The organism is Cobetia sp. BL01 (assembly GCF_056493605.1).
Genome location: NZ_JBVBEE010000002.1, coordinates 474,515 through 488,649 on the forward strand (window position 1 = coordinate 474,515; position 14,135 = coordinate 488,649).

At 63.7% G+C, this 14,135-nt stretch carries 16 protein-coding genes; 7 read left to right on the forward strand and 9 right to left on the reverse strand.

The window, feature by feature from the left end; genetic code table 11:
- Nucleotides 1-66 precede the first annotated feature (66 nt).
- The gene (locus ACZYGA_RS05755) at nt 67-1,386 is read left to right on the forward strand and encodes a S1C family serine protease (protein ID WP_084209221.1); all 1,320 of its coding nucleotides are present in this window, start codon (nt 67-69) and stop codon (nt 1,384-1,386) included.
- A gap of 142 nt (nt 1,387-1,528) precedes the next feature.
- On the opposite strand, the gene hisD is transcribed toward ACZYGA_RS05755, so the two are convergent.
- The 9 genes from hisD to ACZYGA_RS05800 all read right to left on the reverse strand — a co-directional run bounded on the left by hisD (nt 1,529) and on the right by ACZYGA_RS05800 (nt 8,732).
- On the reverse strand, nt 1,529-2,833 hold the full coding sequence (hisD, locus tag ACZYGA_RS05760) for a histidinol dehydrogenase (protein ID WP_077371622.1): 1,305 nt from the start codon (nt 2,831-2,833) through the stop codon (nt 1,529-1,531).
- 133 nt (nt 2,834-2,966) lie between these two features.
- On the reverse strand, nt 2,967-3,611 hold the full coding sequence (hisG, locus tag ACZYGA_RS05765) for an ATP phosphoribosyltransferase (RefSeq protein ID WP_077371619.1): 645 nt from the start codon (nt 3,609-3,611) through the stop codon (nt 2,967-2,969).
- A gap of 86 nt (nt 3,612-3,697) precedes the next feature.
- Nucleotides 3,698-4,963, reverse strand: a complete 1,266-nt coding sequence (gene murA / locus ACZYGA_RS05770) for a UDP-N-acetylglucosamine 1-carboxyvinyltransferase (protein WP_077371616.1) — start codon at nt 4,961-4,963, stop codon at nt 3,698-3,700.
- Between the two features lie 12 nt (nt 4,964-4,975).
- Complete coding sequence (locus ACZYGA_RS05775; protein WP_077371613.1) at nt 4,976-5,230, reverse strand: BolA family protein; 255 nt, start codon at nt 5,228-5,230, stop codon at nt 4,976-4,978.
- 189 nt (nt 5,231-5,419) lie between these two features.
- Nucleotides 5,420-5,791: an STAS domain-containing protein gene (locus ACZYGA_RS05780; protein WP_279855188.1), complete on the reverse strand. Its 372-nt coding sequence runs from the start codon at nt 5,789-5,791 to the stop codon at nt 5,420-5,422.
- Nucleotides 5,792-5,814: 23 nt separating this feature from the next.
- A complete protein-coding gene (locus ACZYGA_RS05785) occupies nt 5,815-6,486 on the reverse strand; it encodes an MlaC/ttg2D family ABC transporter substrate-binding protein (protein ID WP_084209223.1) in 672 nt (223 codons plus the stop codon).
- Nucleotides 6,487-6,538: 52 nt separating this feature from the next.
- Complete coding sequence (gene mlaD, locus ACZYGA_RS05790) at nt 6,539-7,003, reverse strand: outer membrane lipid asymmetry maintenance protein MlaD (protein ID WP_077371603.1); 465 nt, start codon at nt 7,001-7,003, stop codon at nt 6,539-6,541.
- Nucleotides 7,000-7,803: a lipid asymmetry maintenance ABC transporter permease subunit MlaE gene (mlaE, locus tag ACZYGA_RS05795; protein ID WP_077371600.1), complete on the reverse strand. Its 804-nt coding sequence runs from the start codon at nt 7,801-7,803 to the stop codon at nt 7,000-7,002. The genes mlaD and mlaE overlap by 4 nt, the downstream gene beginning before the upstream one ends.
- The gene (locus tag ACZYGA_RS05800) at nt 7,800-8,732 is read right to left on the reverse strand and encodes an ABC transporter ATP-binding protein (protein WP_077371597.1); all 933 of its coding nucleotides are present in this window, start codon (nt 8,730-8,732) and stop codon (nt 7,800-7,802) included. The genes mlaE and ACZYGA_RS05800 overlap by 4 nt, the downstream gene beginning before the upstream one ends.
- Before the next feature lie 283 nt (nt 8,733-9,015).
- Between ACZYGA_RS05800 and ACZYGA_RS05805 the strand changes: the two genes are divergently transcribed.
- From ACZYGA_RS05805 to lptB, 6 genes are all read left to right on the forward strand, one after another.
- Nucleotides 9,016-9,960 (forward strand): calcium/sodium antiporter, encoded by a 945-nt coding sequence (locus ACZYGA_RS05805; RefSeq protein WP_084209224.1) that lies wholly within the window; start codon nt 9,016-9,018, stop codon nt 9,958-9,960.
- A gap of 225 nt (nt 9,961-10,185) precedes the next feature.
- A complete protein-coding gene (locus tag ACZYGA_RS05810) occupies nt 10,186-11,154 on the forward strand; it encodes a KpsF/GutQ family sugar-phosphate isomerase (RefSeq protein WP_218015045.1) in 969 nt (322 codons plus the stop codon).
- 126 nt (nt 11,155-11,280) lie between these two features.
- Complete coding sequence (locus ACZYGA_RS05815) at nt 11,281-11,850, forward strand: KdsC family phosphatase (protein WP_077371591.1); 570 nt, start codon at nt 11,281-11,283, stop codon at nt 11,848-11,850.
- Nucleotides 11,850-12,533, forward strand: coding sequence for an LPS export ABC transporter periplasmic protein LptC (lptC, locus tag ACZYGA_RS05820; RefSeq protein WP_279855189.1), 684 nt, complete (start codon nt 11,850-11,852; stop codon nt 12,531-12,533). The genes ACZYGA_RS05815 and lptC overlap by 1 nt, the downstream gene beginning before the upstream one ends.
- Before the next feature lie 98 nt (nt 12,534-12,631).
- Nucleotides 12,632-13,210 (forward strand): lipopolysaccharide transport periplasmic protein LptA, encoded by a 579-nt coding sequence (lptA, locus tag ACZYGA_RS05825; protein ID WP_240499585.1) that lies wholly within the window; start codon nt 12,632-12,634, stop codon nt 13,208-13,210.
- A 2-nt stretch (nt 13,211-13,212) separates the two neighbouring features.
- On the forward strand, nt 13,213-13,953 hold the full coding sequence (gene lptB, locus ACZYGA_RS05830) for an LPS export ABC transporter ATP-binding protein (protein ID WP_103751363.1): 741 nt from the start codon (nt 13,213-13,215) through the stop codon (nt 13,951-13,953).
- Nucleotides 13,954-14,135: the final 182 nt, after the last annotated feature.

Below are 14,135 nucleotides of genomic sequence, written 5' to 3' on the forward strand. Positions count from 1 at the left end.
CACGGCGGTTGCCCTCAGGAAAGCTGACGGCCCGGCAGGACCACGGATCATTCACCAGGACTCCTGATGCCTCAGACGCGACGCCCCCTTCGCAGTTCATTGCTCCCCCTTCTCTGGCCAGTGGTCACCGGGGTATTGCTTGCCATCGTGGTGCTGGATCGCTTCCCTGAACTTGGACATTCCGAGCCGGCGCCCGAGGTTGGCCAACAGGGCGGCCAACAGGGCGGCGCGATCGTCTCTCGAGATCAGCAGGTGTTGCCATCTCCCGCCTTGACCCTCTCCGCCGAACAGCGCGAGGAATCCGCCAATCCGGTACTGCGCGAAGCGCCGCCACTGCAGCGCAACAGCGGGCCGGCCAGCTACCAGACCGCCGTGGACGCCGCCGCCCCCGCCGTCGTCAACATCTACTCCTCGCGCAAGATCGAGGACGACAGCAAGCACCCGCTGATGTCCGACCCCTTCTTCAACCAGTTCTACGGGGAAAATGCCTTGCGCAGCCAGCGCATGCTGTCGAGCCTGGGCTCCGGCGTCATTCTCTCGAGCGACGGCTATATCCTGACCAACAACCATGTCATTCAGGGCGCGGACCAGATACAGGTCGCCCTGCGTGATGGCCGCGAGACACTGGCCAAGGTGGTCGGGGTCGACCCCGAATCCGATCTCGCGGCGCTGAAGATCGATCTTGAAGACCTGCCGACGGTGGCGATCGCCGACTCGACCCAGGTCCACGTCGGGGATGTCTCGCTGGCCATCGGCAACCCCTTCGGCGTCGGTCAGACCGTCACCATGGGCATCATCTCGGCCACCGGACGCAACCATCTTGGCCTGAATGCCTACGAGGACTTCATCCAGACCGATGCCGCGATCAATCCCGGCAACTCCGGTGGAGCGTTGATCAATACCGATGGCTCACTGGTCGGCATCAATACTGCCATCTACTCCCGCTCCGGTGGCTCGCAGGGCATCGGTTTCGCCATCCCCGCCAACCTGGCACGTGACATCCTCGAATCACTGGTCGATCACGGCCGGGTGATTCGCGGCTGGCTGGGCCTGGAAGTCCAGGAGCTGACGCCGTCGCTGGCGCACTCCTTCGGCTTGAGCGCTCCGCAAGGCGTGGTGGTCGCCGCCGTGCTGCGTGATGGCCCCGCGGCGCAGGCCGGCCTGCGTCCCGGTGACATCCTGACGGCAGTCGCCGGCAAGCGCCTGATCGATGCGCGCCTTGCCATGGCCGACATCGCCGCGGTCAAGCCGGGCGACACCCTGCAACTCAATCTGTTGCGGGATGGCAAGCCCATGGAGGTCAGCGTCAAGGTCGGTGAGCGGCCGATTCCCGACAGCACGCCCTCTCCTGCCGCCGCAGCTCCGGGCGTCTCATCCCCCGGCTGACAATGGTCGCCGGACTGGCAAACGGCTTTCACGCAAGAACCAGAGCCAGAAAAGCCCGCCACGGAAACCGTGGCGGGCTTTTTCATGCTCATGAACTACACCATGCTCATGAACTACACCATGCTCATGAACTTCACCATGCTCACTCGATGATGCGATTCTCGGCACTACGGGCGTGAGCGGTCAGCGACTCACCCCGCGCCAGCACCGATGCGGTACGCCCGAGGATAGAGGCACCTTCGGCCGAGCACTGGATCAACGAGGAGCGCTTCTGGAAGTCATAGACCCCCAGCGGCGAGGAGAAGCGCGCGGTACCGGACGTCGGCAGCACGTGATTCGGGCCGGCACAGTAATCGCCCAGTGCCTCGGAGGTGTGGGAGCCCATGAAGATGGCGCCCGCATGGCGGACACCTTCGACCCACGCTTCCGGATCCGCCACCGACAGCTCCAGGTGCTCCGGCGCGATACGGTTGGTCAGTTCCAGCGCCTGCTCCGGCCCGCTGACGCGAATCAGGGCGCCACGCTCGCGCAGCGAGGTCTTGATGATCTCGGCACGCTCCATGGTCGGCGCGAGACGTTCGATTGACGCCTCGACCGCAGCGAGGTGCTCATCATCCCAGCTGATCAGGATCGCCTGGGCATCCTCGTCATGCTCGGCCTGCGAGAACAGGTCCATCGCCAGCCAGTCCGGATCGGTCACGCCATCGCTGACCACCAGAATCTCGGACGGTCCGGCGATCATGTCGATGCCGACCTGACCGAACACCGCCCGCTTGGCAGTGGCCACATAGATGTTGCCGGGACCGACGATCTTGTCGACGCGCGGCACCGTCTCGGTGCCATAGGCCAGTGCCGCGACGGCCTGGGCGCCGCCGATGGTGAAGACCCGATCGATACCCGCCAGGTGAGCCGCGGCCAGCACCAGTTCATTGACCACGCCATCGGGGGTCGGCACGACCATGATAATCTCGCGCACACCGGCGACATGCGCGGGGATCGCGTTCATCAGCACGGAAGAGGGATAGGCGGCCTTGCCTCCCGGGACATAGATGCCAGCGCGATCCAGCGGCGTGACCTTCTGCCCCAGCAAGCTGCCATGCTCATCCTTGAAGGACCAGCTTTCCGGCTTCTGATGCTCGTGATAGACGCGCACACGCTCCGCCGCGACCGCCAGCGCCTCGCGCTGATCCGCCGGCAGATCGGCGTAGGCCTTTGCCAGACGTTCGGCGTCGATCACCAGCTCCGACATGCTGGAGACACTCAGACGGTCGAAGCGATTGGAAAACTCCACCAGCGCGGCATCGCCTTCCTGCTTGACGCGCGAAAGGATGTCGGTGACACGATGCTGTACCTCGGCATCGGACACCCCCTCCCAGGCCAGCAATGCATCCAGACGGGCAGTGAAATCGGTATCGCGGCTATCGAGCCGGTTGATCAGGGTATCCATGCGAACCTCTTGTCATGTCATTGGCAGTGAGGGCTGAGCCGGACGGGCGCTGCTGCCAGATCGTCTCTGCGATCTTGAGTGATGTCGTTGCTGACGAGTCCCGCCGCGTGACACGAGGCCGGGACCTGGTCATTCATGCGTCGCGACGTGCTTCCACCGCCTGACGCAGGCGGTCGATCAACGGCTTGAGGCGATCATGTTTCATGGTCATGGCAGCCTTGTTGACCACCAGACGCGTGCTGATGTCGGTGATCAGCTCACGCGGCTCCATGCCATTGGCACGCAGGGTATTGCCGGTATCGACGATATCGACGATCTCATCGGCCAGATTCATCAACGGGGCCAGCTCCATCGCGCCATACAGCTTGATGACTTCGGCTTGGATGCCCTGCTCCGCGTAGTAGCGACGCGCGACATCGACGAACTTGGTGGCGACGCGACGTCGCGCGCCCTGCTGCTGCTGACCGACGACCCCGGCCGTCATCAGACGGCAGGCCGCGATCTCCAGATCCAGAGGCTCATAGAGACCTTCGGCGCCATGCTCGAGCAGCACGTCCTTGCCGGCGATGCCCAGATCAGCCGCTCCCAGCTGCACATAGGTCGGCACATCGGTGGCGCGAATGATGACCAGCTTGACGTCAGGCAGATTGGTATCGAAGAGCAGCTTGCGGCTCTTGTCCAGATCTTCCAGCGGTTCGATGCCGGCATCCGCCAGCAGCGGCAGGGTTTCCTTGAGGATACGCCCCTTGGAAAGGGCGACGACCAGTTGCTTGCTCATGGGGTATTCGCCCGTGCTTGTGCGTAAGAATTCAGCAGACGCTGCCGACCTGCGATGGCCGGCAGCGCATGGAGGCAGGACTCGGCTCAACCGGCGGAGCGGCGGATGATCACGCCCAGCCCGGAGAGCTTCTCCTCGATGCATTCATAACCACGATCGATGTGGTAGATGCGATCCACCATGGTTTCGCCATCGGCGACGATGGCCGCGATCACCAGCGAGGCCGAGGCACGCAGGTCCGTGGCCATCACCGGAGCGCCCGACAGGCGCTCGGTACCGGTCACCACCGCCGTGTTGCCTTCCAGGGCGATGTGCGCGCCCATGCGGTTGAGCTCCTGCACGTGCATGAAGCGGTTCTCGAAGATGGTCTCGATCACGGTACCGGTGCCTTCGGCCACGGCATTCAGCGCCACGAACTGGGCCTGCATGTCCGTGGGGAATGCCGGATACGGCGCCGTACGGATATTGACCGCCTTCGGACGCTTGCCCTGCATGTCCAGCTCGATCCAGTCATCCCCCGTGGTGATGGTGGCACCGGCTTCTTCCAGCTTGGCAAGCACCGCATCGAGGGTATCGGCGCGCGTGCGGGTGACGCGCACCTTGCCACGCGAGGCCGCTGCCGCGACCAGGAAGGTGCCGGTCTCGATGCGATCAGGCATCACGGAGTATTCGCAACCGTGCAGTCTCTCGACCCCTTCGATGACGATGGTATCGGTGCCGTGGCCGGTGATCCTGGCGCCCATGGCGATCAGGCATTCGGCCAGATCGACGACTTCCGGCTCGCGTGCCGCGTTCTCCAGCACGGTACGCCCATCGGCCAGGGTCGCGGCCATCAGCAGATTCTCGGTACCCGTGACGGTCACCACGTCAAAGACGATGCGAGCGCCCTTGAGGCGGCCACCCGGCGCCTTGGCACGGATGTAGCCGTTCTCGACCGAGATCTCCGCGCCCATGGCTTCCAGGCCACGGATGTGCAGATCCACCGGGCGCGAGCCGATGGCGCAACCGCCCGGCAACGAGACTTCGGCACTGCCGAAGTGAGCCAGCAGCGGGCCCAGCACCAGGATCGAGGCGCGCATCTTCTTGACCAGCTCGTAGGGCGCATGACAGTGCTCGACCTTGGAGCCGTCCAACTGCACGGTCATGTTGTCGCCCATCACCGGCTCGACTCCCATGCGCCCGAGCAGTTCCAGGCTGGTGGTGATGTCTTGCAGGTGCGGCAGATTGCTGATGGTCACGGGACCTTCGGACAGCAGTGTCGCTGCCAGGATGGGCAGGGCCGAATTCTTGGCACCACTGGCCCAGACTTCCCCGTTGACCGGCCCGTTGCCGGTGATAATCAGCTTGTCCATGAAATGTTCCGATCAGCTCTGGGCGTTGCCGACGGCAGCATCGTACTGCGCCGGGGTATAGGTACGAATGCTGATGGCGTGAAGCGCGCCAGAGCGAATCTCGTCATTGAGTGCGGCGTAGACCAACTGCTGGGCCTTGACGCGACTGAGGTCAGCGAAGACCTCGCCCACGGCGACGACCTGGAAGTTGCATCCTTCACCCTGGATATGAAAATCGACGTTCTCGATTCGAGCCTCGAGCAGGGCCTTGACATCATTCGGTTGCATGACGGGCGATGACTCCTTCGCGGTACATGTCCGGGCCAGGCACATTACGCTGCGCTTCGACCTGGGCGATATGACCGCACATGGTAATCAAAAGCGCGCGGGAACGCGATTGGCGGCAGCCTCCTGCCTCCCACGTTCCCGCGCGCAGTGGTGGTGATCGAGCGGCTGGGCAGCCCGGCCGGAGCACGATCAGACAGCATCGACCTCAGGGCGAGGCGCCGAATCCGACGCCTGACCCGTGGCCTCCAGTCCCGGCAACAGGACATCGAGGCCAGAGACGGAGGCCAGACGCTTGAGCGCAGGCGATAGACGCAGATGCGTGACATGCCCCGAATGGCGCGCCAGATGACGCTGCCACTCCAGCAGGACACTCAACGTGGCGGTGCTTGCGCCACCGACGCCACAGAGATCGATCTCGATGCCCTCTGCATGCTGCCCGAGCCACTTGCAGCCCACTTCGGCGAGCTCGGAGGCGTGATCGAAATCCGGCTGACCGCTCAGCGTCAGGCAGCCATCGCCGGCGCTCAGGGTCACGTCATCATCATCGAAGAGTGTTTTCATGGTCATATCGCCAGTGGTCAGGCTCAGCTGTCGCTGTCGCCCGCGCTCTCCCCGCTGTCCTTTTCCAGGTCGACATCCGGCTGCCAGCCCTTGATGACGGCATCGATATCACGGCCATTGTCACGCATGGCCTGGTCGAACTGATTGCGGAAGGTCAGGCCCAGATTGACGCCATTGACGATCACGTTGACCACTTTCCACTCGTCATTGCGCAGACGCATGGAATAGGCCACCGGGTACACCTTGCCCTTGGTGTCGATCACGTCCATGTAGACGGTGTCCTGATCTTCATAACGACGCTCGCCTTCACTGTCCTTCACTTCGAGCTTGGCATAGTCAAAGCTCACCAGGCCCTTCGCGTAGGTACCGATCAGGGTGTCATGGAAGACCTTGGAGAATTCGGTACGCTGTTCCGGAGAGGCACCCTTGAAGTACTTGCCCATCACGCTTGCCGCGATGTAGCGGTAATCCACGACCGGCTCGAGGGAGTTGTCGACCAGCGCTTCCAGCTCGTCGACGTGATCCTTGTAATAGCTTTCGCGGCTGTCGATCTTGGTGGTCAGGCCTTCGACGGTATCACGCAGCAGCACGTCCGGCTCCTGGGAAGCGGCAGAGGCCAGCGGGCTCATCGCCATCATGGCAGACAGGCTCAATACGCTCAGTGGACGAATCAGCTGCTTGAGGATATGGGTCATCGGATTTGCTCCTTGAAAATGTGCATCGCGCCAACGGCGAGTCAGGCCTGCGTCAGCTCTTCGAGAAATTGGAGACGAACTGCTGAATCAACTCTTCCAGTACCAGTGCCGACTGGGTATCCCGGATGGTGTCGCCATCCTCCAGCGTTTCCGGATCCCCCCCGGTGGTCAGGCCGACATATTGCTCGCCCAGCAGACCGGAGGTCAGGATGGCAGCCGTGGTGTCCTTGCTCAACTTGCCCTTGAGGCTGCTGTCCAGCTTCATCGTGACACGGGCGTCAAACCACTTGGGATCCAGCTCGATCTTCTCGACGCTGCCGATCGCCACGCCCGCCATGGTCACCTTGGACCGCGGCTTGAGGCTTCCTATCCCTGAAAAGTTGGCATTGAGCACGAAGGTGTCATCCGCCTGCTGGAAGGTGACGCCACTGACGCGCAGCCCGAGGAACACCATGCCCAGAAAACCGGCAAGTACGAACAGGCCCACGCCGAACTCGACCATGCGGGTACGTTTCATCCAATATCTCCAAACATGACGGCTGTGAGGACGAAATCGAGTCCCAGCACCGCCAGCGACGAATAAACCACAGTACGTGTGGTCGCGCGTGAAATGCCTTCCGAGGTCGGGATCAGGTCATAGCCCTGGAAGACAGCGATCCAGCTCACCACCAGCCCGAAGACCAGTGACTTGACGACGCCGTTCATGACATCCCCGACGAAGTCGACATTCGATTGCATGCTGCTCCAGTAGGCCCCTTCGTAGATGCCGAGCCAATCGACACCCACGAGCTTGCCACCCAGAATCCCCACGACGCTGAAGCCGATGGTCAACAGCGGCAGGGACACGAAACCGGCCCACAGCCGCGGAGCGACGATCCGCTTGAGGGGATCCACGCCGATCATTTCCATGCTGGTGAGCTGCTCGGTCGCCTTCATCAGGCCGATCTCGGCCGTCAGGGCAGAGCCGGCGCGCCCGGCGAACAGCAGCGCCGCCACGACCGGGGCCAGCTCGCGCAGCAGCGACAGCGACACCATCTGGCCAAGCGCCTCCTCAGCACCGAACCCGACCAGAATGGTATAGCCCTGCAAGGCCAGCACCATGCCGATGAACAACCCCGACACCAGCACGATCGCCAGTGACAGCACGCCGACGAAGTGCATCTGACGCACCCAGAGGGAGAACCCCTCACGGGATGGCAGGCCGACGCCCGCCTGCGCCAGCAGCATGCCGGCGCGTCCGATGGCAGAGATCACCTCGATGGTGCTGCGCCCCAGCGAGGTGATGGCCCCCAGCGGGCCACGATTCAGACCGCTCATGCTGATTGCCCTCTCTGTGAAGTGCCACTGGCCGCTTCTCTGCCATCGAGAATGTCGCCGGCGAAATCCGGCGCGGGATAGTGGAACGGCACCGGTCCATCCGGCTTGCCGTGGATGAACTGGGCCACGCGCGGGTCCGCCTCGGCGTTTAGGGCTTGTGGCGTGCCCTGCGCCATGACCTTGCCATCGGCGATCACATAGACGTAATCGGCGATGGTCAGCGTCTCCTTGATATCGTGAGAGACCACCACCGCCGTCATGCCCAGCGCATCGTTGAGGCGACGGATCAGATTGACCAGCACGCCCATCGAGATGGGGTCCTGACCGGCGAAGGGCTCGTCGTACATGATCAGGTCCGGATCCAGTGCGATGGCGCGTGCCAGCGCGACACGCCGCGTCATGCCACCGGAGAGCTCGGCGGGCATCAGTTCACGCGCCCCACGCAGCCCGACGGACTCGAGCTTGATCAGCACGATGTCGCGGATCATCGCCTCGGGGAGATTGGTATGGACTCGCAACGGGAAGGCCACGTTCTCGAACACGCTGAGATCCGAGAACAGCGCACCACTCTGGAACAGCATGCCCATGCGACGCCGCATGCGGAACAGCTCGCGCCGCGACAGGGCATGCACATGGTGACCGGCGATATCCACACGCCCGGCGGACGGGGTCAACTGCCCCCCGATCAGCTTGAGCAGCGTCGTCTTGCCGGTACCGGAGGGCCCCATGATGGCGGTGATCTTGCCACGCGGAATCTTCAGGTCTATCCCGGAGAAGATCTCGCGCTCTCCACGGGTGAAACGCAGGCCTTCGACACGAATCAATGCGTCGTCGAGGTCGATGTCAGCGGAGCCACGGCGAGAGGATGGCGATGCATCAGCGCCGGCCGCAGCGGTCGCTGTAGCAGCCTGACCGGGTAATTCAGTCATAGAAGCATCCGCTGTGAGGGAGTCACGACACTGGCCATGGGCAATCCGTCGCCTGGCACTGTGCCGCGAGTCCGAATCTTGGAGTTCATGGATCACGTCATTCGGGAATCAAGTTAGTTAGCGAACATCGTATCCGAACCCGCCCCCTCACTACCAGTCCGTTGCAGGGTCCATCGCATCCCGCAGATGCGATCCCTTGCCTTGCAATGCCTTGGGGGGATGCGTTTAATGGCGCGGTCACTGGCGACAAGCCGCTGCCCTGCCTCCTGCCCCGAGAGTTCCGATGCTATATCCCATCCTCGCTGTCATCCTTGGCCTGATAGGTCTTGTCTGGAGCGCCGATCGCTTCGTCGAAGGCGCCGCCGCTACCGCATGGCGAGCTGGCATGAGCAAGCTGCTCATCGGAATGACCATCGTCTCCATCGGCACTTCGGCGCCGGAGATCGTGGTCTCGATCATGGCCTCACTTGACGGCACCCCCGACATCGCCACCGGCAATGCTCTGGGGTCCAACATCGCCAACATCGGTCTGGTGCTGGGCGTCACGGCGCTCATCGCTCCCATCCCGGTGCATTTCGGCCTGGTGCGCCGTGAACTGCCGCTGCTGCTGGCCGCGACGGCACTGGGGGGCTATGCCCTCTCCAACAGCGGGCTCGAGCGTCTGGATGGCATCCTGCTGCTGGCACTGCTGGTGTTCACGCTTGTCTGGCTGTTCAAGGTCGACTCGCCGAGTGACGCCGAGAGTCAGGATGACGTCCCCGAGATGAGCGCCGGACGCGCCATCTTCTGGCTGCTCTTCGGTCTGGCGGTGTTGATCGCCAGCTCACGCGCGCTGGTCTGGGGCGCCACCGATATCGCCCAGGCACTCGGCGTCCCCGAACTGATCATCGGGCTGACCGTCATCGCCATCGGCACCAGCCTGCCGGAGCTCGCGGCCAGCGTGGCCAGCGCACTCAAGCGCCATCACGACATCGCCATCGGCAACGTCATCGGCTCCAACCTCTTCAACATCCTGGCCGTCCTGCCGGTACCGGGCCTGCTGGCACCGGGACCGGTGGATGGCAGCGCCATCAGTCGCGACTACCCGGTGATGCTCGGCCTGACCCTGATGCTGGCCGCCCTGCTCATCTGGCAGCGTCGCGGGCGCATCGGCCGTGGTCCGGGGCTGGTGCTGCTGGCCTGCTACCTCGGCTACACGGCCTGGCTTGCCATCAGCCTGACTCGCTGACGCCTATGGGCGGACAGGCCGGAACGATCAGGCCATCCGCCCCGTGTCAGCATCACGCCCGAGCCGTTGCAGCGCGTGAGTGACGCCTCTCTCACGTACCTTGAGTCCTGGCCACACACAGGCAACAATCTGAACATGACCAAGTCCTCCAGAATCCAGCCCGCCACCTCCGACATGTCTTCCACTGCCGATGATTCGCCCTCCAGCGGCCGCGATCACGCCGCCATGCAGGCGGATTTCCGCGCCAGCGCCCGACGCACCTTCGCGATCGAGGGCGCCGCCATCGCGGCACTGGAGCACCAGCTGGATGCAGAGTTCGATCGTGCCTGCCAGCTGATGATGGCGACCAAGGGCCGGGTGATCGTCACCGGCATGGGGAAATCCGGCCATATCGCCAGCAAGATCGCGGCGACTCTGGCCAGCACCGGCACGCCGGCGTTCTTCGTGCATCCCGGCGAAGCCAGCCATGGGGATCTCGGCATGATCACCTCGTCGGACACGGTGCTGGCACTGTCCAATTCCGGTGAAACCGCCGAAGTCACCGCCCTGCTGCCACTGCTCAAGCGCATGGGGACGCCGCTGGTCTCGATGACCGGCAAGCCCGGCTCGACGCTCGCGCGTGATGCAGACGCACACCTGGACACCAGCGTCGCCCAGGAGGCCTGTCCGCTGAACCTGGCACCGACGGCCTCCACGACCGCCGCACTGGTGATGGGGGATGCGCTGGCCGTGGCACTGCTGGAAGCCCGCGGCTTCACCGCCGAGGAGTTCGCACTCTCTCATCCCGGTGGCAGCCTTGGGCGGCGACTGCTGCTGCGCGTCCAGGACGTCATGCATCAAGGCGATGCCCTGCCACGCGTGGCGCTGGGCAGCCCGCTGCGCGATGCGCTGCTCGAGATCACCCGCCAGGGCATGGGGTTCACCTGCGTGATCGACGAGGACGAGCATCTGGTCGGCGTCTATACCGACGGGGATCTGCGCCGCACCCTGGATCAGCACGGCGATCTGCGTGCGCTCAAGGTCGATGACGTCATGACGCGCGGTGGCAAGACCATCCGTTCCAGCATGCTGGCCGCCGAGGCGGTGCGCATCATGGAAGAAAACCGCATCAGCGTTCTGGTAGTCTGTGACGAGGATGAGCACCCGATCGGCGCCATCCACATGCACGGCCTGCTGGCCAGCGGCGTGATCTGAACTCCCCCGCGGGATTGCTGTCTCTGCACGACAGTCCCGTGAGTCTGGCGAAGGCAGCACGCAGCCGTTGGCAGCCGTCGCCTACAGGAATGCGTCACGCATGCACGGAATGCGAGGAGAAAGACCATGAATGACATCACTTCCCTGGCGGAGGACTACCCCCAGGACATCATCGACCGCTCACGTCGCGTGCGCCTGCTGGCGCTGGATGTGGACGGCGTGCTGACGGACAACCGGCTGCACTACGATGCCAATGGCGTGGAAACCAAGAGCTTCCATGTCCAGGATGGCCACGGCCTCAAGCTGATCCTGCGCAGCGGTATCCGGGTCGCCTTGATCACGGGTCGCAGCTCGCCGATGGTGGAACGTCGCGCCAAGGAGCTGGGTATCCAGGACGTCATTCAGGGCCGCGAGGACAAGCTGGTCGCGCTGACCAACCTGTGTCGCGAGCACGATATCGCACTGGATGACGTGGCCTACTGCGGAGATGACCTGCCGGATCGCGAAGCCATCCGTCGCGTCGGTCTGGGGGTCAGCGTTCCCAACGCCATGCCCTATGTGATGAGCGAAGCCAACTGGGTGACCACGCGTCAGGGCGGTGATGGTGCCGTGCGCGAGATCTGTGATCTGCTGCTCAAGGCACAGGGCCACTGGGCCTCGGTGCTGGATACCTATCTGCAGGAGTCGCGCGCCTGATGCCACGTCTGCCCCGTCCCTCTCCGCGCCTGTGGCTGATGCTGCTGCTCCTGCTGGTCGGCGGCGTCATGGCCCTGATCGAGCAGCGCAACAGTCTGGAGTCGACAGTGGATGTCGACGCCAGCAGTGATGAGCCGGATTACTATCTCGAGGGGGCTGACATGACGCGCTTCGATGCGCGGGGAGTGTCGATCCAGTCGATGACCTCCCCGCACATCGAACACACGCCAGGCGATGACGTGACGCGTGCGCAGGCACCGAAGATCCGTACCAACGACAGCGAAGACCGTCGCTGGTACGCCACGGGTGACAGTGGCGTGTTGAGCGCCGGCGGCGACACCTTCACCCTCGAGGGCAATGCCAGACTGCGCCAGCCTTCGGATGCCTGGACACTGGACACCGACGTGCTGCATTACAGTCGTGAGCAGAACCGTGCCTGGAGTGACGTGCCGGTGGTGATCACCCAGAATGGTCAACGCGTCGAGAGTGACCGATTCAGCGCTGACCTCTCTCAGGATTCCGCCCAGCTGGAAGGCCGCGTCCGCAGTACCCTGCAACCCGGCAAGGGCAAGAGCGATGCCGCCCGGGAAGCCGAGACTCTCGACACCGGCAATGACACCACCCGTGACGATGATGGCCGCGTCTCCAGCACCTTCGATGCCGCACCGGCCCAGGATCAGTGAGCGCGCCCCTGCATGCGCCGAATCCTCTCTCCCCGATTTCCGCTTCACGATGGCCTGAGTGATCGTGAAGCCTTACCAGTTCTGCCAAGGAGCACTCCATGACTTCAACGACTCTCACGCCCTTGACGGTCTGGCGCCAGACACTCAGACCCGGTGTCATGGCCCTTGGCCTGGCACTTGGCATGACGACGCTTTCCCCGACCGCACTAGCGCTGGACAGCGATGCCAACCAGCCGATCAACATTGCCGCCGACTCACTGTCACTGGATGACAAGGCCGGCACGGCCACCTATACCGGTCGCGTGGAAATGCGCCAGGGCAGCATGAAGCTGGATGCCGCGCGCGTGGACATCAGTCGCGCCGACAGCGGCGAGATCTCCCTCGTCAAGGCCACCGGCCAGCGCGCCTACATGGAGCAGAAACCCGATACCGACGAGCGACTGGTCAAGGGCTGGGCGAATACCATTCGCTACCACGCGCTGGAGCGCCGGGTGGAACTGGTCGGCGATGCCCGTCTGGAGAAAGGCGACGACACCTTCGAAGGCGGCTACGTGGAATACTTCCTGGACAAGCGCCAGGTCAATGCCAGCAATGGCACCGATGCCTCATCCTCCGAGGGGTCACGCGTCCACATGACCCTGACGCCACGTGGCGCCAATGCCAGCAAGGACCAATGAGCATGACTGCTGCCAGCCCACGTACCCTCAGCGCTCGTCATCTGGCCAAGGCCTACAAGGGTCGCAAGGTCGTCAAGGACATCTCGCTGGAAATCCGCCAGGGTGACATCGTAGGCCTGCTGGGCCCCAACGGGGCCGGCAAGACGACCTCGTTCTACATGATCGTCGGCCTCGTGCGCTCGGATGCCGGTAGCGTGACCATCGATGACCACGACCTGTCCGGCGCCGCCATGCATCAGCGGGCTCGCGCCGGCATCGGCTATCTGCCCCAGGAAGCCTCGATCTTCCGCAAGCTCTCGGTATCCGACAACATCATGGCGATCCTCGAGACGCGCAAGGACCTGGATCGCAACGGACGCAAGGCACGCCTGGAGGAGCTGCTCAACGAGTTCAGCATCACGCATATTCGTGACAGTGCCGGCATGAGCCTTTCCGGCGGGGAGCGCCGCCGCGTGGAGATCGCTCGCGCACTGGCCACCGAGCCGGACTTCGTGCTGCTCGATGAGCCGTTTGCTGGCGTGGACCCCATCTCGGTGGGCGAGATCAAGAGCATCGTGCGCCAGCTGCGTGACCGCGGCATCGGGGTGCTCATCACCGATCACAACGTGCGCGAGACACTCGACATCTGCGATACCGCCTACATCGTGGGCGATGGCCAGATCATCGCGCATGGCGACGCCGACACCATCCTCGCCAACCAGCAAGTGCGTGATGTCTACCTGGGCCATGAGTTCAAGCTCTAGCCCGAGAGTGCCGTCAGCCTGGTAAGAGCCGTCAGCCTGGTAAGAGCCGTCAGCCTGACGAGAGCCGTCCGACCTCTTCTGCTCTCACCAGCACCCTCCAGCACCCGCCACTTCCTGCTTCACTGTCGGGGCCTCGTTCCCCGCCCCCTCACGCAAGCGCCTCGACATGCGCTTGCGTGATC